Raw genomic sequence first — 23,301 nt, forward strand, 5'->3', positions numbered from 1 at the left:
TCGCCACAAAGGAACGTTTCCGACATGCGCTCGCTGAGCAGATACTTCGCCTTCGGCACCTTGCTCTACCTGGTGTCCAGCCCAACCCTCGTAGTGGCAGCGCCCGACGCGAGCTGTGGCGATGCGCGCCCGGTGTTCGCCTGCGAGCTCAAGGGCGGCGGCACCCTGGCGCTGTGCGCCCAGCCCCTGCAAGGGCCGCTCACCGGCCTGCAATACCGCTTCGCCCGCCATGGCCGCACGGAGTTGGAGTACCCGCGCGGCGGCTACTCGCTCAAGGATTTCAAGGCCAACCACTACATCCGCTACCAGGTGGACCACCAGCAGATCAGGTTCACCTCGGGCACCTACAGCTACAACGTCTACAGCCGCTACGAGGGCGATGGCGGGCAGGGCGAGGTGAACATCGCCGGGGTGGCGGTCCTGGATTCGTCGGACCGTACGGTGGCCGACAAACAGTGCGCACGCGTTACCGTGGACCAGTTCAGCGAAGTGCTCGACCAAGTGCCCTGCGATCCGGACGATGCGCTAGGTTGCCCTTGAGGCCGCGAGCCTGCGCGCACCGATCGCTGCGACGGCGCAGTCAGTACAGGTGCGCCACGCGCGTCTCGTCCAGCGCTCCTTGCCTGACCAGGGCCTGCAATTGCGCCTTGATCGCCGAGCGCCGTTCCTGGGGCGTGACGGCGTCCCTGAGTCCGTAGGCGCAATCGCACCATGCGGCGATTGTGTCCAGCCATCGCGCCCGATGCGCGGGCTCGTCCACCCACCGGTCGAGGAGATAGCCGACCTGTTGCCAACCGGCCAACAACGCCAGGAGTCGTTGCCGGCGTCCAGGTGCGAGCAGGTGCCACTGCCGGTCCAGCAGGGCGCGGACCGCAGGCTCCAGCGTGGCCCATGGGAAGGTGTTCAGGCGGCTGACGAGCGCGTCGAACACGCGCTCGGAAGGGTCGTCCGCCGCCGCCAACCAGGTGGCCACGGGTCGCTCGCCTGGCGACTGCACCGCCGCCAGGCGCACCGACCAGCCCGCAGCATGCATTGCCGCGTGCCACCACCCGGCAGGCACTTCCATCTTCAATTCGCGCGCCAACCCCAGTACGCCCAGCCAATGCGCCTTGGCCACGGGGGGTGGCCCTTCGAACCGTTGCGCCAGCACGGCTGGCGCATCCACTGCGTAGCGCGCACACGCCCACAGCGCCAGATTGCGCACTCCGCCGGAGCTATGCAGCAACGCGTCTTGCAGCAGGCCCTGTGGGGCTGGCACCACGGGTAATACCACCCGCAACAGACGTACGCGCAGTTTGGCCGATGCCTTGGGCAAGGCGCCAAGCAGCAGTCGGTGGGCCTGCGCGGTGGCGAGCCCTGCGCAAGCATCGACCGCTGCCAGGCGCACCAGCGGCTCGCGATGGACCAAGGCCTCATGCAGCAGCGCGTACGGCTCGCTGGCCGCCTCCAGCAACACACCGAACAGGTAGCACGCCGCCTTGCCCTGTTGCGTGAGAAAGCTTGCGTGGACTTCGTCGCGTGCTTCGGGCGCCTGCAGCAGTGCGCGCAAGGCCGCCAGGGTCGCGCTGTGGTCGACCCGCTGACGCGTCGCCAGTGCCATCAGCGGTCGCAGCGCGAACAGCAGCGCTGCCAACTGCCCAGGCTCGAGGTACGTCTGCACACCGGCCCTTGCCGCGTCGCGCACCTGTGGAACCCAGTCGTTCAAACGCTCGACCAGCGCCACCAACGCCTCGCCGGACGGGCGTTCGGACAGGGCTTTCACCGCACGCTCGCGGACGTAGCCGGAGGGATGCCGGCTGGCTTCCAGCCAAGTGCCAGTCGTGGACATGGGCGGGGGTTGCTCAGGAGCGGTGTCAGGAACGGCGTGGGGCGCTGGCGCGCGTGCGGTCACCAGCAGTTTCTTGAAGGGATCGAGCCAGCTGCGCAGGGTCATCGGCAGGGGCCTCCTTGGCGCTTTTTAGAAGGATGATGCCTGGCCACGGCCAGGTTCGGACAAGCGCGAGACGTGCGCCGTTTCAGGCTTGGCGGGATGGTCCTCCAGCCTACCAGCGTACGTTGCCGGATGGCCCATCCTGGGGCGAGGGCAACTATACCCATCCATCGCCGTCACCGTGCAACGGGCGCCACCCCGCAAATAAATGAACTCCTTTTCGCGCACCTCTCTCCATTCATAAACCCCACGAGACACGCGTGCGATGCTTCCACACAGCCAGCAGGGCCACGGCCCGATCACCTTCGTTCTGATGCACTTCCTCGGCGGTTCCCACCGCACCTGGGGCCCTACGATTCCCTTTCTCGACCGCGAACACACCTGCGTCGCGTTGAACACACCCGGCTTCGGCGATGCCCACGGCATCGGCGGCTATTCGGTCGAAGCGATGGCCGACCAGGTCGACGCCAGCATCCGCGAGCTCGGCGTTCAGCGCTGCATTCTCGTTGGCCATTCGATGACCGGCAAAGTGGCCGTGGTCCTGGCCTCGCGCCGTCCCGACTACCTGCACGGTTTGGTGTTGGTGGCGCCTTCGCCGCCCGGCCCGCAGCCGATGAGCGATGAAGACCGCGCCCAGCAGCGTGCCTACACCGCGTCGCGCAAGGAAGCGGAAGCCTTCGTCGACGATTCCAGCTACCACCGCCTGCCAGAACCGCTGCGCGAAGTGGCCATCGCCGACGCGCAAGCGGTGAACCTCGACGCCTGGCGCGCCTGGGTCGACCACGGCAGCCGCGAGGACTGGCAGCCGCGCATCGGCAGCCTGCCGTACCCGGTGCTGCTGGTCTGCGGCGCAGACGATGCGCAGGTGCCGGGCGCCGCTGAACAGCAGCGCACGACGCTGTCGCACTTTTCCGACAGCGCTTTGCTGACGCTTCCGGGCGCCGGGCACCTGATGCCCTTGCAAACGCCCCTCGCATTGGCCAAGCCGATGCTCGAATTCGCTCACCGTATCGCTGCTCGTATCCCTGAAGGAGATCGTTGATGGACTTAGGCTTGAAGAACCGTGTGGCATTGATCAGTGGCGCGGGTGGGGGCATTGGTCTGGCGACTGCGCGCCTGCTGGCCGAAGAGGGCGTGAAGCTGGTGTTGACCGATCTGGATCAGGACAAGCTCAAAGAGGCCACGGCAGACGTCGCCGGCGAGCCGTTACTGGTGGCGGCGGACATGACCGATCAGGCCGCGGTCGACGACCTGGTGAAACAGGCCGAAGCCCGTTTCGGTCAGGTCGACATCGTGGTGCACACCGCCGGCGTGACTGGCGCCAAGGGTGACCCGCTGGAGGTGTCGGACGACGACTATCAAGAGGCCTGGGCCACCGACTTCTTCAGCGCCGTACGCGTCGCCCGCGCCACTGTACCGGCCATGCGCAAGCGCGGCTGGGGCCGCCTGGTGTGCATCACCTCGGAAAACGCCGTGCAACCCTATTGGGAAGAGGCCGTGTACAACGTGGCCAAGGCGGCGCTGGCGGCTTTCATCAAGAACCTGTCGTACAAGGAAGCAGCCCACGGCGTACTGTGCAACACCGTCGCGCCTGCCTTCATCGAGACCGGTATGACCAACGGCATGATGGAGCAGCGTGCGAAGGCGTTGGGCGTCAGCTTCGACGAGGCAGTGCAGAGCTTCCTGGAAGAAGAACGCCCCGGCATCGTCCAGAAGCGTCGCGGACAGCCCGAAGAAGTGGCGTCGGCCATCGCCTTGCTGGTGTCCGAGCGGGCGTCGTTCATCAACGGCAGCAACCTGCGCGTGGACGGCGGCTCGGTGCAGAGCGTGCAGAACTGACGCGGTTGGTTGGCGCCTCGCGAATGACGTGGTCTGAGCCAGTCAACGCTCGGCATTATTGAAAAGAGTGTGTCGTCGTTCGGCCCGAGCGTTCGAACGGCGACACCTCAATGCCTGTCAGCCAGCAATCGGGGCCGCTTTGCGGCCCATCGCGGCTAATCGGAGCGCCGAACCGGCCGCTCCCACAAGTTTTCGCCTCTCCTGTAGGAGCGGCTTCAGCCGCGATGGGCTGCAAAGCAGCCCTGATCAACCCGACTTCAGCTTGGCCGACCGGTACTGGCCGGCAACCCTCACTGCTTCCGATTCTGAATGTTTCAAAAGCGATTCAGCCGGTAAGCCTGCGTCATGGACGCATCCCCGTCGGCCGCCAATGCACCGATCCACTCTGCGGTAATCGCCGCCTGAGTCAGCCCCAGATGCTGATGCCCGAACGCCAGCAACACCCGGCCCTCGCACACCTTATCGATCACCGGCAACGAATCGGGCAGGGACGGTCGCATGCCCATCCATGGCGTGGCACCCTCGGCGCTCAGCCCCTGTCGGAACAGCCCTTCGCTCAGGCGATGCAGTTGCCAGGCGCGCTGCATGTTCGCCGGCGCCTGCAACCCGGCGAACTCCACCGTGCCGGCCAGGCGCAGGCCGCTATCCATGGGCGTCATGATGAATCGGCGCTCCAGCGAGGTGACGGCGAACGGCAGGCGCTGCCGTTCGTGGGGCAGCATCAAGTGGTAGCCGCGTTCGGTGTCCAGCGGCACGCGCTTGCCGGTCAGCGCAGCGGTCAGGTGCGCCGAGTGCGCGCCGCAGCAGAGCAGCACCTGGCGGGCGTGCAGCGGGCCGATGTCGCTGGTCAGGCTCACCCCGTCGCCGCGCAACTGCCCACCATCGACCCGCGCTTGGACGAAACGCACCCCTTGGGCTCGGGCCGCCTCGAACAACGCACACAGTACAACATAGGGATCGACGAAATGGCCGGTCTCGGGAAAGAACAAGCCACCGAGCAGCGCCGGATTCAACTGCGGCGCGGCGGCTTGCACGTCCTGCGCGGACCACAGCTGCACAGGCACCTGTTGCTGTTGCATCCGCGCCTTGAGCGCTAACAGCGCCTCACGCGACTGCGCCTGCTCGAACACCAGCAGCGAGCCGTCGCGATGGAACAGCCCACTGCGCCCGATCGAGGCCAGCAGGCGTTGCCAGGCCTGCAAACTGCCCTCGTTCAGCGCCCGGATACCGGCAACGCTGCGCCGGAACGGCGCGGGGCGCAGGTTGAGCAGCAGACGGGTGAACCAGGGCAGGGCCTGGGGCAGGTACTTCCAGTCCAGGCGCAGCGGCCCCATGGGGTCGAGCAACATGCGTGGCAGGCGCTTGAGGATCGACAGGTCGGCGATGGGGAACACCTGCTCGGTGGCCAGGTGCCCGGCATTGCCCCAGGACGCGCCCTGGCCGGGGGTCTGTCGGTCCACCAGCATTACCCGGCGGCCTTGCCGGGCCAATTGCAGAGCACAGGCCACGCCGATGATGCCGGCGCCGACCACGACGATATCGGTAGCAGGGGAGTGCTCCATGCTCAGTCTTCCCGCTTGCCGTCGAGCAGACGCCGCAGGCGCAGCGGGTTGCCGTGCCGGAGCGCCTGGGGCAGCAGCGTGTCGGGGAAATCCTGGTAGCACACCGGTCGCAGGAAACGCAGGATCGCCGCCGTGCCCACCGAGGTGGTGCGGGCATCGGAAGTGGCCGGGAACGGCCCGCCGTGGACCATGGCGTCGCACACTTCTACGCCGGTCGGCCAGCCGTTGATCAAGAGGCGACCGGCCTTGCGCTCGAGCGTCGGCAGCAGCGCGCGGGCCGCGTCGAGGTCGGCGTCGTCCAGATGCAGCGTGGCCGTCAGTTGGCCTTCCAAGTGCTCGGCCACTGCCTTCATCTGTGCGTCGCTGGCGCAGGCGACCACCAGCGACGCGGCGCCGAACACCTCGGCCTGCAAGGCCTTGTCGGCGAGGAAGGCCTGCGCGTCGGTAACGAACAACTGCGCCTGGCCCTGGTTGGCACTCTGCGTGGGCTGACCGCTCGCCGCCGTGGTGGCCTGGGCATGGGCGGCCAGGGTTTCGGTGCCGTGCCGGTAAGCGCTGGCGATGCCAGGGGTGAGCATGGTCTGCGCGGCGGCTTTGCCCAACCGCGCGCCGGCCGCTTCGACGAAGCGCTGCAAGGCCGGCCCCTGGCGGGCGATCACCAGCCCTGGGTTGGTGCAGAACTGGCCGGCGCCTTGGGTGAGCGAGGCGACGAAGCCCTGCGCCAGGCTTTCGCTACGCGCTTGCAGCGCCGCCTGGAACAGAAACACCGGGTTGATCGAACTCATCTCCGCATACACCGGAATCGGCTCCGGCCGCGCCTGGGCGGCTTGGCACAGCGCAAGGCCGCCGCTGCGCGAGCCGGTGAAACCGACGGCCTTGATCCGCGGGTCGCTGACCAACGCGATGCCCACCGCGTTGCCCACCCCATACAGCAGCGAGAACACGCCTTCCGGCAGGCCGCACCGCTGCACGGCGCGCGCCACCGCCTGGCCCACCAGCTCGCTGGTGCCGGGGTGGGCGCTGTGCGCCTTGACCACCACCGTACAGCCGGCGGCCAGCGCCGAGGCGGTGTCGCCGCCGGCCACCGAAAAGGCCAGCGGAAAGTTGCTGGCGCCGAACACCGCCACCGGCCCCAGGGCGATCTGCCGTTGGCGCAGGTCGGGGCGCGGCAGCGGTTGGCGTTCGGGTTGCGCCGGGTCGATGCGCACGTCGAGCCATTCGCCGGCACGCACCACGCGGGCGAAGAGGCGCAACTGGCCACAGGTGCGCGCGCGCTCGCCCTGGATGCGCGCCTGGGGCAGGCCGCTTTCGGCGACGGCGCGCTCGATCAGCGCGTCGCCGAGCGCTTCGATCTGCTCGGCGATGGCTTCGAGCAGGTGCGCGCGTTGCTCCAGTGAGGTCTCGCGCAGTGCGTCGAAGGCCGACTCGGCCAGGGCACAGGCCTGGGCCACCTGCGCCGCGTCGGCACCGGGGTAGGGCGGTTGCAGTGCCTGACCGCTAGCCGGATCGATGGCATGAAGGGGGGCTTGGGTGCCGGTGACCGATGTCTGGCCGATCAGCAGATTGCCGGTGAGGGTCATGGGGCGTCCTCGATCGTGGAAAGGGGCGATAGCGCTGCCGAGCGTGGCGCTCGCGATGCGAGGACGCGCCCGGCAGCCGCAGTCATCAGGCCAGGTTCTGCTCAGCCGACCAGCTGGCATACCAGCTGCGGAACAGCGCGTATTGCTGTTCGGCGTAGTTGCGTTGCGCATCGGTCAGGGCATCGGTCTCGTTGAAGTGCAGGGCGTATTCGCGGTCGCCGTTGAGCACCATCAGGTGCTTGTAGTACAGCACCAGGTCGCAGCCTTCATCGAACGACGAGAGCACGGCCAAGGCCGCTTCCAGCTCGCGTGCCAGACGCCGGGCGCGGGCGTCGCCCTTGGCCGCCTGCTTGCTCAGGCTCACCAGTTGCAGCACTTCGCGTGGCAGGGCGTTGCCGATGCCGGTGATGGCGCCAGTGGCGTTGCAGTTGACGAAGCCATGCACCACCTGGGTGTCGACGCCGACCATCAGCGTCACGGCGTCGTCCTGGGAGGTGATGTGCTCGGCGGCGTAGCGCAGGTCGGCGCCGCCGCCGAACTCTTTGAAGCCGATCAGGTTGGGGAATTCGCGACGCAGTTCGAAGAACAGGTCGGCACGGGTGGCGAAGCCGTAGTACGGGCTGTTGTAGATCACGGCGGGCAGGTTCGGCGCCGCGGCCAGGATCGCCGAGAAGTGGTGCTTTTGCGCGATCAGCGATGCGCCGCGGCTGAGCACCCGTGGAATCACCATCAGCCCGGCCGCGCCGACCTTGGCCGCGTGGGCGGCATGGGCCACGGCCTCACGGCTGTTCACCGCCCCGGTGCCGACGATGGTCGGAACGCCGGCCGCCACCAGCCGGGCCACGCCTTCCTGGCGTTCGGCCTCGCTCAGCAACGGCCAGTCGCCCATCGAGCCGCAGTACACCACGGCGCTCATGCCGGCATCGATCAGTTCGCGGCCCTTGCGCACCAGGGCGTCGAAGTCCGGCGTGCGGGCGGCGGTGCAGGGAGTCATGAGGGCGGGCATGGTGCCGTTGAAGATGTTGTGGGTCATGGTGTTAGCTCCTGTTCGGTTCGAGTCGAAAAACGCTGGGTTCAGATGCCCCAGGCGAAAGGGTCCTGTTCGTCGATCAGCAAGGTGCTGTCGGCGGTCATGTGGGCGCGGCCGGTGATGAATGGGCGGATGTGCTCGCCGTCGCGTTCGTAGCGGCCCTGGAATTGGCTGCCGGTGATGCTCGCCTGCACCCAGACCTCGCCCTCGGCCAGCGCGCCGTCGGCCGCCAGGCACGCCAGCTTGGCGCTGGTGCCGGTGCCGCAGGGAGAGCGGTCGTAGGCCTTGCCGGGGCACATGACGAAATTGCGGCTGTCGGCCTGGGGGTCGTCGGCGAACAGCTCGACATGGTCGATGGGCGCGCCCTGTTCGCCGGTGATGCCCTGAGCCTCCAAGGCTTTGAGCAAGGCCCAGGTGTAGTCGGTGAGGGCATCGCGGTTGTCCAGTGCGAGGCGCTGGCCATGCTCGCCGACCAGGAAGAACCAGTTGCCGCCCCAGGCGATGTCGCCGTGCACCACACCGTGGCCGGGCAGGTCGACGGCCACCTGCCGGCGGTAGCGGTAGGACGGCACGTTGCCGACGGTGACGCTGCCGTCGTCGTGCAGGGTGGCGCTGACCTGGCCGACCGGCGTGTCGATCAGGTGCACGCCGGGGGCGATCCGGCCCAGGTGCCGCAGCGAGGCGATGAGGCCGATGGTGCCGTGGCCGCACATGTTCAGATAGCCGGCGTTGTTGAAGAAGATCACGCCGCAGGTGGCGCCGGGCGAGACGGGCGGGCAGTACAGTGCGCCCACCAGCACGTCGTTGCCGCGTGGCTCCAGCAGGCAGGCGCGACGCCAGTGGTCGTGCCGTTCGCGCAGCTCGTCGCGTTGCTCGGCCATGTCGCGCCCCAGCAGCGCCGGGAAACCGTCGAGCACCAGGCGCGTGGGCTCGCCACCGGTGTGTGAATCGATGATGTGGATGGTCTTCATGGGCTTATCCGTCGGCAGAAGGTCAGGGGGCCAGCGCAGCGCTGCGCTGCCCGGTGGGGGCGTCGCTGGAGGCTTCGCTTTCGTCATCGCCTTCCAGTCGCACCAGGTGCGCCGGCACGCCGGTAGCCGCGCCCCAGTAGTAGATGCCCAGGGCACAGGCAGCCACGGCCAGGGTGTCGAGCGGATGGCCGAGCACGCCCAAGCCGCCGAAGCTGCCCAGCCACGACAGCAGAATGGTCACGGCGTAGAAGCCGATCAGCCAGGCCGACGAGCGCACCTGCTGGCCCAGCGACAGGTGCTGGGTGGGCACGAAACGGGCGCACAGCAGGTACAGCACGAACATCAGGATCTGCAGGGCCAGCAGCCACGACACGGTGTTCCAGCCCGACCAGTAGACGATCAGCGCGGCGATGATGAACGACAGCGGCCCGAGCACGCCCATGCCTTTAACTCGGAACGGGCGTGGCATGTCGGGAGCGTTGCGGCGCAGGGCGGCCACCGTCACCGGCGCCACGGCGTAGCTCAGCACCAGCGCGGCGGAGACCACGTTGATCAGCGCTTCCCACGAAGGGAACGGCAGGGTCCAGAACACCGCCAGGCCGAAGGTCAGCCACAGTGCCGGGCGCGGGATGCCCGACTGCTCGTCGATGCGGGTGAAATAGCGGAAGAAGGTGCCGGTCTGCGCCCAGCCGTAGACCACCCGCGGCGTGGCGTTCATATAGATGTTGCCGCAGCCGCTGGGCGAGATCACCGCATCGGCCACCACCAGGTAGGCCAACCAGCCCACGCCCAGTGCCAGGGCGATGTCGCGGTAGGGCAGGGCCAGTTCCTTGGACACCGCGGCCCAACCCTGGGTGAGCATTTCAGTCGGCACGCTGCCGAGAAACGCCAGTTGCAGCAGCGAATAGATCGCGGTCGACAGCAGCACCGAGAGGATCAGCGCGATGGGGATGGTGCGCTGCGGATTCTTCACTTCGCTGGCCACCGAGATGATCGGCGTCAGGCCCAGGTAGGCGAAGATCACGCCACCGGCCGACACCGCCATCTCCACGCCCGACAGGCCGAACGGGGCGAACCCTTGCACCGCGAAGTTTTCCGGTTTGAAGAAGGTGAACAGCACGCCGATCACCAGCAGCGGCACGATGAACTTGAACACGCTGACCAGGTTGTTGGCCTTGGCGAAGGTCTTCACGCTGCGGTAGTTGAGCACGAAGAACAGCCCGAGCAGCGCGAACTGCACCAGCCAGCCGAGCACCGTGGGGTCGCTGGAGCCGACCTTGGTCAGTTGCGGAAACCAGGCAGCCGCGTATTGGCGCGAGGCGACCACCTCGATGGCGATCAGGCTGGAAAAGGCGATCAGGGTGATGAAGCCCATCAGGTAGCCCAGCAGCGGGCCGTGGGAGTAGACCGGGTAGCGCACCACGCCACCGGCCCGCGGCAGCGCGGCGCCCAGTTCGCAGTAGACGATGCCGAGCAGCAGCACGGCGAAGCCGCCGAGAAACCATGAGAGAATGCCCGCCGGCCCGGCGATGGCCGACACATGGCTGGCCGCGAACAGCCAGCCCGAGCCGAAGATGGCGCCGAGGCCGATGAAGGTGAGGTCGAGCAACGACAGCTGTTTCTTGAATTTGCCTGACATGGGTTCGCCTTGTTGTTGGTTATTGGGTAGGCAGGTCTGATGTCACGAAAGGTGGCGCAGGGGCCGCGTTGTTGTAGGCGGTGGGCGGCTTGCGTAGGGCATAGCCTGAACCGATCAGGACGAGGGTTCTTGATGGTTTTCTGCAAGGGCCATGACGAAATCGGCACAGTCGCCACAAAGCGCTGGCGTGCGGCGAGGCCGCAGGGCTAGGCTCCAGGCCTCTTCGCACAAGGGTTCGAGAGATGACCGATACCCCCCTGGGCAGCCTGTTTCCCTACTTGGAGCACTGCCGCCCGGCCAGCCTCGAAGCCCTGCTCGCCGGGGTCTCGCTGCTGCTGCCGATCCTCGATGCCATCCCTAACGCGGCGATCTTCATCAAGGACCCCGCCGCCCGCTACGTGCTGGCCAACACCACCCTGGTGCAGCGCTGCGGGCTCAAGCGTTTGCAGCCGTTGCTGGGCAAGACCAGCGCCGAGGTCTTTCCGGCGCAACTCGGCCCCGGCTACACCGAGCAGGATCGCCGTGTGCTCAAGGACGGGCGGGTGCTGGAAGACCAACTGGAGCTGCACCTGTACGGCAGCCGCGAGCCCGGCTGGTGCCTGACCCACAAGCGACCGCTGTACGGCCAGGGCGGCGACATCATCGGCCTGGTGGGGATTTCCGTGGATCTGCAGTCGGCCGCCCACACCCACCCGGCCTACCAGCGGCTGGCGGCAGTGGACGAACACATCCGCCAGCACTTCCACCAGCCGATCAGCCTCAGCGAGCTGACCCGCATCGCCGGCATCTCGGTGGCCCAGCTGGAGCGCTACTGCAAACGCGTGTTCCATCTCACGCCGCGGCAGATGATCCACAAGGCGCGGCTGGAACAGGCCCACCGGCTGTTGCATTCGGACTTGCCGATCACCGAGGTGGCCTTGCGCTGCGGTTACACTGACCACAGCGCGTTCAGCCGGCAGTTCAAGCAATTGACGGGGTTTACGCCGCGCGAGTATCGCAAGGCGACGGAGGGGTGAAGGAGCGTAGCTGTGTAGACGCCCGGTTATTTGATTCTTAGCAGCAGCGGATTCTGGTAACGACTGCGGTACAGGTGTCTGTCGGCGTTGGCTTTGTAAAAAGACAATGCACTGCTGACAAGGCAACAGCACAGCAGCATCCCGCATAGCGTCTTGTAATGGGCGGAAGTAAGAGCCGGCGTTGTCTCGATGGAAAGCGCCAGAATGCCCATGGCCACACCCGAACCGGCCCGCAGGATTGCCCAAAGGCTGCTGCTGGCTTCCATCATCACGTTGTACAGGCGATCAAAACAAGCGTTGCGCTCATCGGTGTTGGAGCGGAAACAGCGCCTGACGATCGGCAGCAGTAAAAAGACCGGCAAGGTCCAAAAGGCGTATTTGATCAATGCCTCATTTGCCAGCAATGCGCTAACAATGGTGTCTAAGCCCTGTGGTGTCTTGCCGAATAGGTAAGTCGGTATTCCGACTATAAAGCAGGCTATTAACGCCTCTCTAGGAACGATCTTCAGTAAATCGACAGTGTCTATTCTGAAGTTTCTCGCGCGGTGCTGCATGACCATTCTCCTACCCCTGTCTTGGTGTCCATTGAGGTAGGAAAGCCTGCAGCATTCCTCAGCCCGCTGCCATCGGTTCGATGAGCATCGCATTGTCATTGCGCACATTGCCTACCGCACTCTCCACCGCATGCCAACGAAAATCCGTCGCCCGCCGACACCCGTCGCGCACGATCGCTTCGGCGCGCGCGGCCGAGGTGCTCGGGTCCAGCCATTCCCGGGCCAGGGTCGGGGTAAGGACCAGCGGCTTGCGGTCGTGCACGTCGAGCAGGCCTTCGTCGGCGGCGCCGGTGAGGATGACGAAACCGTCCCGCCCGCTGTGCTCGGCATCGTCCGAGACCTGTGCCAGCGCCGCGAAGAACAGCGGCTCGTCGTTGGCCGCATGGATGTAGTACGGCTGCTTGCGCTTGCCGCCGTCCGGGGCGGCGACCCATTCGAACCAGCCGTTGGCCGGCGCCAGCGCACGGCCGTGGGGCCAGAGCGATCTGAAGAAGCGCCCGGTAAGCACCGTTTCGCCGCGCGCGTTGATCGGCACCGGGCCTTTGCCGTTGGCCCAGTGCGGTGCCCAGCCCCAGGTCACGCGGTCGATGCTCAGGCCGTTTTCCACTTGGCGGATCAACTCGACCTTGCTGTGTGGTGCGACGTTGTAGCGGTCGATGGGCGCTTGGTCATAGCCGTTGACCACCGGCAGGTCGAGGTCGAGCTGGCGCAGGTAATGGTCCATGTCTTCGTACAGCGAGTAGCGTCCACACATCCTTCACCTCGGTGCGTTGGTCGGCGATGCCCGGCAGGGATCGACGGGGCAGGGGGGCACACGTATTTCTGTGCATGTGCAGTCTGTGCTGGCGCGCACGCCATGACCATCGCCTTGCGCAGCCCCCTGACAGGCGGCCTGCCGCGCCTGCCTCAAACCGGGCGACTCGCAGGTGTCCAGACGTGCGCCCTTCACTTGGCATATCGCTTCGCCCCGGCCACGCACGCCACCGCACCCAGCGTGACCGCCAACATCGCCCAACTGACATGCTCGTGCAGCAACACCGCCGCCAGTCCAAGGCCCATGAACGGTTGCAGCAGTTGCAGTTGGCCAACCGCCGCGATGCCACCTTGGACCAGCCCCCGGTACCAGAACACGAACCCGAGCAGCATGCTGAACAGCGACACGTAGGCAAAGCTGAACCACGCTGGCGCGCTGACCTCGGCGAAGCTGCCCAGCGCCGGAAAAGTAGCGAGGGTCAGCAGCAGCATCAGCGGCGCCGCCACCAACAGCGCCCAGCTGATCACCTGCCAGCCGCCCAGGGTGCGCGACAGACGCGCCCCCTCCGCATAGCCCAATCCGCACACGACCACTGCGGCCAGCATCAGCAGGTCGCCCACAACCGACGCTTGCGCGCCGTTGCTCGACGCATAGCCGACCACCAGCCCGGCACCGATCAGCGAGAACACCCAGAAGAGCGGCCGCGGTCGCTCGCCGCCGCGCAGCACGGCGAAGCCTGCGGTGCACAGCGGCAGCAGCCCGACGAAGACGATGGAGTGGGCGGAGGTGACATGCTGCAAGGCCAACGCCGTCAGCAACGGGAAACCGATCACCACGCCCAGCGCCGTCACCACCAATGACCCCACATCAGCGCGCCGGGGCAGCGGTTGCCGCAGCGCGAGCAGGAACAGCGCGCTGACCAGCGCGGCGATCGTCGCCCTGGCGCAGGTCAGGAAAGTGGGTTCGAAGGTGGCCACCGCCACCCGTGTGGCCGGCAGGGAGCCTGCGAAAATAGCCACGCCGATGAAGCCGTTGATCCATCCGCTCGTCGATTTTTCCATTGGCACGTCCTCGTTCAGGGCGGGCAGTACATCATCGGCAGGCTTACCAGGGCTAGGCACAGTCCACTACAATTCGGCCGAACTGTTATGCCTATCCATCCAAGACAGTTAGGGGTTCGATGAAACGTAGCGGCACGCGCATTCAAGCGGTCATGGGCGAAATCCAGTCCAAAGTCGCTTCCCGCACCTACACCCCAGGCGCCAGAGTGCCCTCGGTGCGGGCCATGGCCCAGGCGTTGCAGGTCTCTGTCTCGACCGTGCTCGAAGCCTATGAGCGGCTGATGGCCGAAGGCGTGCTCAGCGCACGTCCAGGCTCGGGCTTCTACGTCGCGGGGCCCGTGGCGCCGTTGGCGCTCACCGAGCTCGGCCCCAAGCTCGACCATGCCGTCGACCCGCTATGGATCTCGCGCCAGTCCCTCGAAACCTCCAGCGATGCCTTGAAACCGGGGTGCGGCTGGTTGCCCGCTTCCTGGATGTACGAGGCGGGCGTGCGCAAGGCGCTGCGCGCCCTGGCTCGCGCCGATGCGCCGATGCTGGCCGACTACGCAGCGCCCCTCGGGCATCCGCCGCTCAGGCAGTTCCTGTCGCGACGCCTGGCGGGCATGGGAATCGAAGCCGCGGCGGGGCAGATCCTGCTCACTGAATCCGGCACGCACGCCATCGACCTGATCTGCCGGTTTCTGCTGGCGCCGGGTGACACCGTGCTGGTCGACGATCCGTGTTACTTCAACTTCCACGCCCTGCTCAAAGCCCATCGCGTAAAGGTCGTGGGCGTGCCGTACACGGCAACCGGGCCGGACGTCGAGGCCTTCGGCGCCGCCCTCGGCGCGCATGCGCCGCGGCTTTACATCACCAATTCCGGCCTGCACAACCCGACCGGTGCCAGCCTGTCTCCGGTCACCGCGCACAGACTACTGAAGCTGGCCGACGCATCCGATCTGGTGATCGTGGAAGACGACATCTTCGGCGACTTCGAGACCACGCCCGCGCCACGGCTGGCCGCCTTCGACGGCCTGTCACGGGTGATCCAGATAGGCAGCTTTTCCAAGACCGTTTCGGCCTCGATCCGCTGCGGCTACATCGCGGCCCGCCGCGAATGGATCGACAGCCTGGTCGACCTGAAGATCGCCACCACCTTCGGCGGCGGCCGGCTGGCGGCGGACATCGTCCACCACGCCCTCACCGATGGCGGATACCGAAAGCACATGGACGGTGTGCGCCTCAGGCTCGCCCACGCCAGGCAGAAAACGCTGGCGCGGCTTCAGGCCATCGGCATCGAACCTTGGTTGGTGCCGATGGCGGGGATGTATCTGTGGTGCCAGTTGCCTGCGGGCAGGGATGCCGCGACGCTGGCCAAAGCGTGCCTGGAAGAGGGCGTGATATTGGCACCGGGCAATGCTTTCAGCCAGTCGATGACGGCGGGGGATTTTCTGCGATTCAATGTTGCTCAGTCGGAGGATGGCAGGATCTTCGAGGTGGTGAAGCGGGCGTTGCGCGCCTGAACGCGGAGTGAATCCACGCTCGCTGGAAAGTCGAACCGCAACGCGTCGCACTGAGCCGACGGCGCCCATGCCCATGCAGCCCGTCGCATCCAAAGCGGCGGGTAGCGCATCTGGCACCGGACCGAAGAGGCAAACCTCAACGGCGTTCGAGCATTGTCATTATTCGGTGCGGTATAGGCTGTCGAAGCTGCCGCTTTCGACCGATGCGCTGCCAACCACATCCTGCAGCGGCAGGCCTTGCGCCCAGCCGGCCGCCAAGGCCTGCACGTCACGCACCGGGTCGGACGACTTGGCCCTTTCGTTGCGCAGGCGGCAGGTTTCAGGGTCCGTGGCGAACAGGCCGCGTGCGAAGACGCGGCCTTGTTCGGCCAGTCTCGCGGTTTTTGGCGCGCGGATGTTGGCAAACGTCTCGAAGACTGTTTGCAAGCCTCCACGTGCGTCGGCGAGGCACCGGGCCAGATGCCACGCATCCTCGAGCGCCTGACAGGCGCCTTGCCCGGACGTCGGCAAGGGCGCATGCGCGGCGTCGCCGATCAGCAGGACGTTCGCGCGGCTCCAGCTGTCCAGCGGCTCCAGGTCATGTACCGCAATCAGCCGGATGGCCTCTTCCGGCGTCGCGCGGATGACCTTCGAAACCTGCTCCGGCCACTGCGCGAACAGGCTGTCGAGTGCCTTGCGCGGACTGGCGGCGGGCGTGGCCGCTTGCAAGGGCCGTGTCTGCGCGGCGGCCCAATACACCAGGTCGGGGCGCACCGCGACGCAGCCAAAGCGCTCGCCCATGCCCCAGAAGTCCTGGATCGACATGTCTTCCACCAGCGCCCTTGACGCCTGTGCCACGCCGACCCAATTCACGAAGCCTTGATAGACAGGGGTGTTGTCCCCTGCGACGAACCTGCGCGCCACGGAGGCCATGCGTCCGTCGGCGCCGATGAGCAGATCCGGGCGGATGCTGGCACCTTGTTCGAAGTGGGCCACGGCTTTGCCGTGATCGTCCAGCTCGATGCCCGTCGCCTGCCGTCCGAACTCTACGACGATGCCCGCCCTGGCCGCATGGTCGAGCAACACCGCCTGCAAGTGTCTGCGCAGCACGGTGTAGGTGGGGTAGCCCATGGTGCGGTCGAGCAGACCGATGTCCAGGCCGCCCAGTGCGTTGCCCGCTGCATCGTGGCGACGCATCGCCAGCGGACGACCGCCGAGGCGCTCGATGTCGTGCAGCAGCCCCAATTGCGCCAGCACGAAGCTGGCATTGGGCCAAAGCGTCACACCGGCACCCAGGGTCGCCGGCACCGTGCGCCGCTCGTACACCCGCGGCCGGTGACCCTGTTGGTGCAAGGCCAGTGCTGCGCTCAAGCCCGCTATGCCGCCGCCCAATATTGCGATGTCCACGTGGAATATCTCCTCGATCACGCCGTGCCCAGTGCACGACTGTGCGCCCCGAATCGGACTGGACCGCAGCTTAGATTTCACTGTTACTGAGCACTAGCGTGCAAGAATGGGACGCTTTCATACCTCGAACGGGATAATCGATGCGCGATGCACTCGATCTGAATACGGTGCGGGTCTATACGGCAGTGGTCGACGAGCAGAGCTTTGTCGGCGCCTCGCGACTGTTGGGCATGCCGTCCTCCAACGTCAGCCGCCACGTCGCGGCCCTGGAGCGCACACTCGGCGTGCGCCTGCTTGAGCGAAGCACCCGCCACTTGCGCATGACCGAAGCCGGTCGGCTGCTCTACGAACGTGCCAAGCCTTTGCTCGACGCTTTGCTGTCCACGCAGGAAGCGCTAGGTGCGGCGCAGCGCGAACTGCGCGGGCCTTTGAAAATGTGCATGCCCACGGAGGCGCCCAGGCTGCTGGCGCCCATCCTTGCCGAGTTTTGCAGCCTGCACCCTGGCATCGAGCTCGAATGCGATACCCGCATGACAGGGTTGGAAGCGCTTCGCGAGGATGTCGACCTGTCCATCGTCTTCCACAGGGGGCAGCAGGAAGACAGCACGTTCATCACCCGCGAGCTCGCCATATTGCCAAGCATCGTGGTGGCCGCGCCTTCGTTGCTCGCCAAGACCGGCCTACCGCGGCATGTGCGCGAACTCAAGGCCTTGCCCTGCATCACCACCCTCAGTGCACTGAAAGGCCAACCCTGGCAGTTTCTGGACGCCTCCGGCCGGATCGTAAAAGTGCCGGTGCGCAGTCGTTACCGTGTCAACAGCGGCGAGCTGGCCGTGGCAGGCGCACGGCAAGGCATCGGTTTCGCGATCGTGGCGGCCCACCCTTGCCAAGAGGATCTGGCCGCGGGTCGATTGCAGGAAGTGCCGCTGGACTTGTGTCCTGCGCCGTTGCAGTTGCTGGGGGCCTACAGCCACCGCCATTCCGTGACCCGGCGGGTCCGAGCGCTGCTGGAGTTGATACAGCTGCGGTTGGCGGGAGCGGGTGGCCCGTGCACTGGCCCTGCATCTTCTGGCGCGGTCTAGACCGAGGTGACGAAGCTCGGTTGCGAGTGGTGACCCAGCGCTACGGATCAACGCCCAGCCGATCTTTCCTCAAGCCGCGCCTGCACGGCATCGTCGAACAGGATGTAGAGCGCTTCGACCTGTGGGCCGCGGATCTTCTTCGCGGCCTCCATGGCCTGCACGAATTCGATCTGAATTTGCGCTTCCTGGGCGATCTCGTCGGCGTCGGTGGCATCGTCCAGGGCGCGCATCAAGCGTTCGATGGGGGTGCGCAGGTCTTTGGCGATGCGCAGGGTGTCCAGTTGTTCGTTTAGGGTCATGGGTAGTCCCGGCAGATGAGGTGTTGAGGTACGGCGTGTCATAGGACGGTGCGCGGCTGGTACAGTAGCGCGCGCATGGACAGGCTATGGCACCCCTATCAATGTACTGACCCTACGCGCTGGCAAAATTCACATTCAACTTCGGTCTGCCACGAGCCAGGCACTCGCCGCAAAAGCGGGGCCCCCCTTCAATCCAACAAACTCAACGCCCGCGCCCGATGCAACGCCTGTATCCGGCTGGTCACTTCGAGCTTGGCGTACACATTCTTCAGGTGCCATTTCACCGTCTCGCTCGAGATGTCCAGGCTGCGCGCGATCTCCTTGTTCGACTGCCCCCGGGCGACCAACTGCAATGTCTGGCTTTCCCGCTCGCTGAGGTTCAGGGCTGCCCCCGATGACGCCTCGGGCACGCTCTGCAACACCTGCTGGGCGTACGCCTTGACCGAGGCGCTGAGTGTGGCGCACCGCTCCAGCAGAGGGACGACTGCGGGGCCGGCATCCAGCAGCGTCCGCTGCAAGCCTTGCCGCTGACCCATCTCCAACACGGGGAGCATCACCTCGGCCGCGCGCTTGGCCTGGCCGCTGCACCACAGGTGGGTCGCCCACTGCGTACGGGCGCGCAGGCCTTCCAGGGTCTGGCCGGCCCGTTCGTCGTCCTCGGCCTGTTCCGCCCAGCACTGTGCGGCTTCGGCGTGCTGCCCCTCGGCGGTGAGCAGCCAGGCGTGGCCGATTCGCCGGCATCGCTCGAGGGCGGGTTGGGCGTTGGTATCGCTCGGGTGCTCAGCACTCAGGCGCGTCAGTTGCTGGCACAGCTGCCGGGCCTGGACAGGCGCGTTGGCCAGCACCTGTAGCCGCACCTGTTCGGCCAGCAGCAGGCCTTGCATGCGTGGCCACCGGCGTAGGGTTGCCAGTTGCTGGGCGTGTTCCAGCAGGCGCATGGCCTGGTTGGGATCGCCCGTTTGCAGAGCACTGCGGGCGAGGGCGCGGTAGGCGCCGAACAGCGCATCCAGGGGCGCGATGGCATCTATCTGTTGCAGCCGCGGTTGCAGTTCGCGGGCCAGTGCCTGCCAATCGCCGCGTTCGTACCACAGCTCGGCGAGCAGGGCGGTAAGGGTAGCGCTGCCGCTGGACTGTGCCCCGGTGAGGTGTTCGGCGTGGCTCAGGGCCTGGCGATAGTGGTGCTCGCCACCCGAAAGGTCGCCTTGGCGTACGTGAGTCAAACCCAGGATGAATGCTCGGTAGACGCTGACGAACAGGTTGTCCGCCGGGCTGCTCGGGCAGGGCATGTGCCGCTGCACCGCTTGCGCATCGGCGTAGCGCCCACGCACCAGGTAGCCGTAGCTGAGGATGTTGCACACCAGCCCATCGACCCAACGATCGCCGCACGGCACCTGGGCCAGCAGCGGTTCGACCTGGGCCAGGCCGACACTCAGGCGTTCCGCGAACGAGGCATTGATGGCACAGATGACCTGGTGCTTGACCAGCAGGCGCGGGCTGAGGCCTGGGCTGGTCAACAGGGGTGCCAGGTCCAGCAGCAGCCGTTCGGCTTCTGCGAAACGGAAGCGATGGGCCAGCGCCCAGCTCAGGTTCAGTTGCAGGTCGATGCGTTGTTCGTCCGGTGCCGCCAAGGCGCTGGGCGGCAAGGCTTGCAGCCAGCGCACCAAGGTGTCGACGTCGCCTTCCTCGGCCAGCGACTGCGCGCCTTTGTCGGCACAACCGGTGGGGTGGCCCGACTGGCCGGCGGCCAAGGCATGGCGGATGGCCTCGGCCCAGTGCTGATGGGCCGCCAGCCAGTTGCTGGCGCGCTGGTGCAGCTGCGCGACGTCGAAGTCGCTGCTGGCCAGCCGCTGTTGCAGGGTCTCGGCGAACAGCGCGTGGTAGCGAAACCACTGGCCCTGGCCGTCCAGGCACGACATGAACAGGTTGTGCCGTTCGACGAACGCCAGCATTCGCTCGCCGTCGTCGCGACCGGTCAGCGCATTGCACAAGTCGGGGGTGAAGCGGTTGAGCAGCGAGGTCTGCATGAGGAAATCACGCACCTCGGTCGGCAACGGTGCGAGCACCACGTCTTGCAGATAGCTGCCGATCATCCGTGAACCCCGCACCAGGTGCGCCCAGCGCTCGCCGGAGGCGGCACTGGCGGCGGTGGACAGGGAAGCCATCTGGATGCCGGTGATCCAGCCTTCGGTCAGGTGCAACAGGCGTTGCAGTTCGGCCGTGTCCAGGCGCAGCTCGGTGGCGCGGGCGAAATAGCGCTCGGCTTCCTCGAGGGTGAAGCGCAGCTGGTCGGCGTCGATCTCGACCAGCTGCTGGCGGGCGCGCAGGCGGCTCAGCGGCAAAGCGCTGGCCGTACGGCTGCCGAGCGCCAGGTGCAGACAGGCAGGGGCGTGCAGCACCAGTTCGAGCAGGTCATGCTCGATGGCCGGATGGCGAACCAGATGCGCGTCGTCCAGCACCAGATACAAGGGCGTCGGACGCTGCCCCAGGTGGTTGATCAGGGTACGCATGAAGCCTTCGGCCGCCGCGCTCGCGGGGCCATCGGGCGCGTTCAGGCCGGGCTCGACGCTGCCCAGGGCGGCCAGCAGGTAGCGGCGGAAATAGGTCGGGTCGTCGTCCTGTTCGTCCAGGCTCAGCCAGACCACCGCATGGCCCTGGTCGAGCAGACGCTGGCGCCATTGGCTGAGCAAGGTCGTCTTGCCGAAGCCGGCGCCGCCACAGACCAAGGCCAAGGTGCGTCGGTGCAGACGATCAAGGCTGTCGAGCAGGCGCGTGCGCAGCAGTTGCGTGCCGGCCGCGCGGGGTGGGCCGAGTTTGGTGCCGATCAACGGCAAGCCCTGGCCGAGGCTGTGGACGCTGCGGCCATAGGCCGGGGCGCTAGGGGGTATCAGGTGATCCATCGACGGTCATCCTGCGGCGGTCGGGTGGCGATCATTGTTGTTGTAGACACGCGTTTGGCAAGGGTAATCCGCGCGGGGGGTGTTTGCCTCCCCCCCCAACCGGGTGGTTATGGGTTCGGGCAGAGTTTCCTACCGTAAGCCAACCCTGTCGTCGGTCGGCTGATCCGCACCGATCCTTTCTAAAAACAACACAGATGAGGGCGAGCCATGCTCAGCAAGGCCCAACTGCTCCAGGCCTACCGCAAGATGCGCGAGATCCGCGTGTTCGAAGAGCGCCTGCACCACGAGAACACCACCGGGGACATTCCCGGCTTCATCCACCTCTACAGCGGCGAAGAAGCCATCGCGGTGGGCGTGTGCGAGAACCTCACCGATGCCGACTACATAGGCTCGACCCACCGCGGGCACGGCCACTGCATCGCCAAGGGCTGCGACCTGCACGGCATGATGGCCGAGATCTTCGGCAAGGCTTCCGGGCTGTGCCGCGGCAAGGGCGGCTCGATGCACATCGCCGACCTGAGCAAGGGCATGCTCGGCGCCAACGCCATCGTCGGCGGCGCGCCGCCCCTGGCCATCGGCGCGGCGCTCACGGCCAAGACCCTGGGCACGCGCAACGTGGCGGTGTCGTTCACCGGCGACGGCGGCTCCAACCAGGGCCTGGTGTTCGAAGCCATGAACATGGCCGTGGTGCTCAAGCTGCCCGCTGTGTTCGTGTTCGAGAACAACGGCTTCGGCGAGGCCACCGGGCACGACTATGCCGTGGGCGGGCGCGACATCGCCAGCCGGGCGGCAGGCTTCGGCATGCCGGCGGTGAAGGTCGACGGCACCGACTTCTTCGCCGTGTACGAGGCGGCGGCGCAGGCCGTGGAGCGCGCCCGCAATGGTGAAGGGCCGAGTGCCATCGAAGCGGTGGCGCATCGCTGGCATGGCCATTTCGAAGGCGACCCGATGCTCTACCGCGCCGACGGCGAAGTCGAGCGTCTGCGCCGCGAGCACGACCCCTTGCAGCACTTCATCCAGCGCATAGGCGATCAGTTGAGCGCCGAGGAACTGCGCGCCATCGACGACGAGGTCCAGGCCCAGGTCGACGACGCCGTGACCAAGGCCCGCGCCGCCGAGTACCCCTCGGTCGACAACCTGCTGACCGACGTCTACGTCGCCTACTGAGGAGCTGCACCATGGCAATGCGTACTTATCGTGAAGCGGTCAAGGAAGCCCTGGCCCAGGAAATGCAACTCGACCCCCGCGTGGTGGTGATCGGCGAAGACGTCTGTGGCGGCCAGGCCGGCACCGCCGAGGTGGGCAGCAAAGGCGAAGCCTTCGGCGGTGTGCTCGGCGTGACCAAAGGCTTGTGGAGCGAATTCGGCTCGTCGCGGGTGATCGACACGCCGATCACCGAGTCGGCGATCATCGGCATGGCCGCCGGTGCGGCGGTGACCGGCCTGCGCCCGGTGGCCGAGCTGATGTTCATGGACTTTTTCGGCGTCTGCCACGACATGCTTTACAACCAGGCGGCCAAATTCCGCTACATGTTCGGCGGCAAGGCCAAGGCGCCCCTGGTGGTGCGCGGCATGATCGGTGCCGGCTTTTCCGCCGCCGCCCAGCATTCGCAGTCGCCCTACAACATCTTCGCCACCACGCCGGGGCTCAAGGTGGTGGTGCCGTCCAACCCCTACGACGTCAAAGGTCTGCTGATCCAGGCGATCCGCGACGACGACCCGGTGGTGTTCTGCGAGCACAAGCTCCTCTACGACCTCAAGGGCGAGGTGCCCGAACACAGCTATACCATTCCCTTCGGCGTGGCCAACTACACCCGCCAAGGCACCGATGTCACCGTCATCGCCCTGGCGGCGATGGTGCACAAGGCCAACGAAGTGGCGGACAAGCTCGCCGCCGAAGGCATTTCGGTGGAAGTGGTCGACCCGCGTACCGTGTCGCCGCTGGACGAAGAAGGCATTCTCGAATCGGTGGCTTCCACCGGGCGCGTGGTGATCGTCGACGAGTCGGCCGCGCGCATCGGCTTTGCCCACGACGTGGCTGCGCTGATCGCCTCCCAGGCGTTCTACCACCTCAAGGCGCCGATCGTCCTGGTCACCCCGCCGCATACCCCCGTGCCGTTCTCGCCGGTGCTGGAGCAGGCCTGGATTCCCAGCGCGCAACGTATCGAAGCTGCCATACGCACCGTGATGGAGGGCTGAG

The 23,301-nt window shown here is 66.6% G+C and carries 20 protein-coding genes; 8 read left to right on the forward strand and 12 right to left on the reverse strand.

Translation table 11 applies throughout. The features are described from left to right. The first annotated feature begins 24 nt into the window (after positions 1 to 24). Positions 25 to 540, forward strand: coding sequence for a hypothetical protein (locus ACSMEV_RS11560; RefSeq protein ID WP_459205282.1), 516 nt, complete (start codon positions 25 to 27; stop codon positions 538 to 540). Between the two features lie 40 nt (positions 541 to 580). Here the strand turns inward: ACSMEV_RS11560 and ACSMEV_RS11565 are convergent, their stop codons facing one another. Continuing rightward, a complete protein-coding gene (locus ACSMEV_RS11565; RefSeq protein WP_459205283.1) occupies positions 581 to 1,933 on the reverse strand; it encodes a PBS lyase in 1,353 nt (450 codons plus the stop codon). 262 nt (positions 1,934 to 2,195) lie between these two features. On the opposite strand from ACSMEV_RS11565, the gene ACSMEV_RS11570 reads away from it, so the two are divergent. Both ACSMEV_RS11570 and ACSMEV_RS11575 read left to right on the forward strand, forming a co-directional pair. Beyond that, positions 2,196 to 2,972, forward strand: coding sequence for an alpha/beta fold hydrolase (locus tag ACSMEV_RS11570; protein WP_459205284.1), 777 nt, complete (start codon positions 2,196 to 2,198; stop codon positions 2,970 to 2,972). Next, the gene (locus ACSMEV_RS11575) at positions 2,972 to 3,769 is read left to right on the forward strand and encodes an SDR family NAD(P)-dependent oxidoreductase (RefSeq protein WP_459205285.1); all 798 of its coding nucleotides are present in this window, start codon (positions 2,972 to 2,974) and stop codon (positions 3,767 to 3,769) included. Before ACSMEV_RS11570 ends, ACSMEV_RS11575 begins: the two co-directional genes overlap by 1 nt. Positions 3,770 to 4,083: 314 nt before the next feature. On the opposite strand, the gene ACSMEV_RS11580 is transcribed toward ACSMEV_RS11575, so the two are convergent. The 5 genes from ACSMEV_RS11580 to ACSMEV_RS11600 all read right to left on the reverse strand — a co-directional run bounded on the left by ACSMEV_RS11580 (position 4,084) and on the right by ACSMEV_RS11600 (position 10,551). Beyond that, positions 4,084 to 5,433 (reverse strand): NAD(P)/FAD-dependent oxidoreductase, encoded by a 1,350-nt coding sequence (locus ACSMEV_RS11580; RefSeq protein WP_459205286.1) that lies wholly within the window; start codon positions 5,431 to 5,433, stop codon positions 4,084 to 4,086. Next, entirely contained in the window at positions 5,334 to 6,911 is a 1,578-nt protein-coding gene (locus ACSMEV_RS11585) for an aldehyde dehydrogenase (NADP(+)) (protein ID WP_459205287.1), read from the reverse strand. Before ACSMEV_RS11585 ends, ACSMEV_RS11580 begins: the two co-directional genes overlap by 100 nt. An 85-nt stretch (positions 6,912 to 6,996) precedes the next feature. Further along, on the reverse strand, positions 6,997 to 7,944 hold the full coding sequence (locus tag ACSMEV_RS11590; RefSeq protein WP_459205288.1) for a dihydrodipicolinate synthase family protein: 948 nt from the start codon (positions 7,942 to 7,944) through the stop codon (positions 6,997 to 6,999). A 41-nt stretch (positions 7,945 to 7,985) separates the two neighbouring features. Beyond that, positions 7,986 to 8,912: a 4-hydroxyproline epimerase gene (locus ACSMEV_RS11595; RefSeq protein ID WP_459205289.1), complete on the reverse strand. Its 927-nt coding sequence runs from the start codon at positions 8,910 to 8,912 to the stop codon at positions 7,986 to 7,988. Between the two features lie 22 nt (positions 8,913 to 8,934). Then, complete coding sequence (locus ACSMEV_RS11600; RefSeq protein WP_459205290.1) at positions 8,935 to 10,551, reverse strand: APC family permease; 1,617 nt, start codon at positions 10,549 to 10,551, stop codon at positions 8,935 to 8,937. A 242-nt stretch (positions 10,552 to 10,793) separates the two neighbouring features. On the opposite strand from ACSMEV_RS11600, the gene ACSMEV_RS11605 reads away from it, so the two are divergent. Continuing rightward, positions 10,794 to 11,567, forward strand: a complete 774-nt coding sequence (locus ACSMEV_RS11605; protein ID WP_459205291.1) for a PAS domain-containing protein — start codon at positions 10,794 to 10,796, stop codon at positions 11,565 to 11,567. 26 nt (positions 11,568 to 11,593) lie between these two features. Here ACSMEV_RS11605 and ACSMEV_RS11610 read toward each other — a convergent pair whose 3' ends face one another. From ACSMEV_RS11610 to ACSMEV_RS11620, 3 genes are all read right to left on the reverse strand, one after another. Further along, positions 11,594 to 12,121, reverse strand: coding sequence for a hypothetical protein (locus ACSMEV_RS11610; protein ID WP_459205292.1), 528 nt, complete (start codon positions 12,119 to 12,121; stop codon positions 11,594 to 11,596). Positions 12,122 to 12,179: 58 nt separating this feature from the next. Next, positions 12,180 to 12,875 carry an SOS response-associated peptidase family protein gene (locus ACSMEV_RS11615; RefSeq protein ID WP_459205293.1) on the reverse strand — a complete coding sequence of 232 codons (696 nt, stop codon included), beginning with the start codon at positions 12,873 to 12,875 and terminating at the stop codon, positions 12,180 to 12,182. A gap of 191 nt (positions 12,876 to 13,066) precedes the next feature. After that, positions 13,067 to 13,936 carry a DMT family transporter gene (locus ACSMEV_RS11620; protein WP_459205294.1) on the reverse strand — a complete coding sequence of 290 codons (870 nt, stop codon included), beginning with the start codon at positions 13,934 to 13,936 and terminating at the stop codon, positions 13,067 to 13,069. A gap of 119 nt (positions 13,937 to 14,055) precedes the next feature. On the opposite strand from ACSMEV_RS11620, the gene ACSMEV_RS11625 reads away from it, so the two are divergent. After that, positions 14,056 to 15,438: an aminotransferase-like domain-containing protein gene (locus ACSMEV_RS11625; protein WP_459205295.1), complete on the forward strand. Its 1,383-nt coding sequence runs from the start codon at positions 14,056 to 14,058 to the stop codon at positions 15,436 to 15,438. Between the two features lie 159 nt (positions 15,439 to 15,597). On the opposite strand, the gene ACSMEV_RS11630 is transcribed toward ACSMEV_RS11625, so the two are convergent. Further along, entirely contained in the window at positions 15,598 to 16,824 is a 1,227-nt protein-coding gene (locus tag ACSMEV_RS11630) for an FAD-dependent monooxygenase (protein ID WP_459205296.1), read from the reverse strand. Positions 16,825 to 16,964: 140 nt separating this feature from the next. On the opposite strand from ACSMEV_RS11630, the gene ACSMEV_RS11635 reads away from it, so the two are divergent. Continuing rightward, a complete protein-coding gene (locus ACSMEV_RS11635; protein WP_459205297.1) occupies positions 16,965 to 17,906 on the forward strand; it encodes a LysR family transcriptional regulator in 942 nt (313 codons plus the stop codon). A 47-nt stretch (positions 17,907 to 17,953) separates the two neighbouring features. Here ACSMEV_RS11635 and ACSMEV_RS11640 read toward each other — a convergent pair whose 3' ends face one another. Then, the gene (locus tag ACSMEV_RS11640; protein ID WP_459205298.1) at positions 17,954 to 18,205 is read right to left on the reverse strand and encodes a hypothetical protein; all 252 of its coding nucleotides are present in this window, start codon (positions 18,203 to 18,205) and stop codon (positions 17,954 to 17,956) included. Between the two features lie 188 nt (positions 18,206 to 18,393). Beyond that, positions 18,394 to 21,102, reverse strand: coding sequence for a LuxR C-terminal-related transcriptional regulator (locus tag ACSMEV_RS11645; RefSeq protein ID WP_459205299.1), 2,709 nt, complete (start codon positions 21,100 to 21,102; stop codon positions 18,394 to 18,396). Positions 21,103 to 21,309: 207 nt separating this feature from the next. Between ACSMEV_RS11645 and ACSMEV_RS11650 the strand changes: the two genes are divergently transcribed. Beyond that, positions 21,310 to 22,269, forward strand: coding sequence for a thiamine pyrophosphate-dependent dehydrogenase E1 component subunit alpha (locus ACSMEV_RS11650; RefSeq protein ID WP_459205300.1), 960 nt, complete (start codon positions 21,310 to 21,312; stop codon positions 22,267 to 22,269). Between the two features lie 11 nt (positions 22,270 to 22,280). Then, positions 22,281 to 23,300 (forward strand): alpha-ketoacid dehydrogenase subunit beta, encoded by a 1,020-nt coding sequence (locus ACSMEV_RS11655; protein ID WP_459205301.1) that lies wholly within the window; start codon positions 22,281 to 22,283, stop codon positions 23,298 to 23,300. The last annotated feature ends 1 nt before the right edge of the window (position 23,301 follow it).

It is taken from the genome of Pseudomonas sp. MLB6B, from assembly GCF_054508135.1.

What these genes read in the sequence shown, in the direction of transcription:
- ACSMEV_RS11560 (WP_459205282.1), top strand. Translation starts at nt 25, where the DNA reads ATGCGCTCGCTGAGCAGATACTTCGCCTTCGGCACCTTGCTCTACCTG.
- ACSMEV_RS11565 (WP_459205283.1), bottom strand. Translation starts at nt 1,933, where the DNA reads ATGACCCTGCGCAGCTGGCTCGATCCCTTCAAGAAACTGCTGGTGACC.
- ACSMEV_RS11570 (WP_459205284.1), top strand. Translation starts at nt 2,196, where the DNA reads ATGCTTCCACACAGCCAGCAGGGCCACGGCCCGATCACCTTCGTTCTG.
- ACSMEV_RS11575 (WP_459205285.1), top strand. Translation starts at nt 2,972, where the DNA reads ATGGACTTAGGCTTGAAGAACCGTGTGGCATTGATCAGTGGCGCGGGT.
- ACSMEV_RS11585 (WP_459205287.1), bottom strand. Translation starts at nt 6,911, where the DNA reads ATGACCCTCACCGGCAATCTGCTGATCGGCCAGACATCGGTCACCGGC.
- ACSMEV_RS11590 (WP_459205288.1), bottom strand. Translation starts at nt 7,944, where the DNA reads ATGACCCACAACATCTTCAACGGCACCATGCCCGCCCTCATGACTCCC.
- ACSMEV_RS11595 (WP_459205289.1), bottom strand. Translation starts at nt 8,912, where the DNA reads ATGAAGACCATCCACATCATCGATTCACACACCGGTGGCGAGCCCACG.
- ACSMEV_RS11600 (WP_459205290.1), bottom strand. Translation starts at nt 10,551, where the DNA reads ATGTCAGGCAAATTCAAGAAACAGCTGTCGTTGCTCGACCTCACCTTC.
- ACSMEV_RS11605 (WP_459205291.1), top strand. Translation starts at nt 10,794, where the DNA reads ATGACCGATACCCCCCTGGGCAGCCTGTTTCCCTACTTGGAGCACTGC.
- ACSMEV_RS11610 (WP_459205292.1), bottom strand. Translation starts at nt 12,121, where the DNA reads ATGCAGCACCGCGCGAGAAACTTCAGAATAGACACTGTCGATTTACTG.
- ACSMEV_RS11615 (WP_459205293.1), bottom strand. Translation starts at nt 12,875, where the DNA reads ATGTGTGGACGCTACTCGCTGTACGAAGACATGGACCATTACCTGCGC.
- ACSMEV_RS11620 (WP_459205294.1), bottom strand. Translation starts at nt 13,936, where the DNA reads ATGGAAAAATCGACGAGCGGATGGATCAACGGCTTCATCGGCGTGGCT.
- ACSMEV_RS11625 (WP_459205295.1), top strand. Translation starts at nt 14,056, where the DNA reads ATGAAACGTAGCGGCACGCGCATTCAAGCGGTCATGGGCGAAATCCAG.
- ACSMEV_RS11635 (WP_459205297.1), top strand. Translation starts at nt 16,965, where the DNA reads ATGCGCGATGCACTCGATCTGAATACGGTGCGGGTCTATACGGCAGTG.
- ACSMEV_RS11640 (WP_459205298.1), bottom strand. Translation starts at nt 18,205, where the DNA reads ATGACCCTAAACGAACAACTGGACACCCTGCGCATCGCCAAAGACCTG.
- ACSMEV_RS11645 (WP_459205299.1), bottom strand. Translation starts at nt 21,102, where the DNA reads ATGGATCACCTGATACCCCCTAGCGCCCCGGCCTATGGCCGCAGCGTC.
- ACSMEV_RS11650 (WP_459205300.1), top strand. Translation starts at nt 21,310, where the DNA reads ATGCTCAGCAAGGCCCAACTGCTCCAGGCCTACCGCAAGATGCGCGAG.
- ACSMEV_RS11655 (WP_459205301.1), top strand. Translation starts at nt 22,281, where the DNA reads ATGGCAATGCGTACTTATCGTGAAGCGGTCAAGGAAGCCCTGGCCCAG.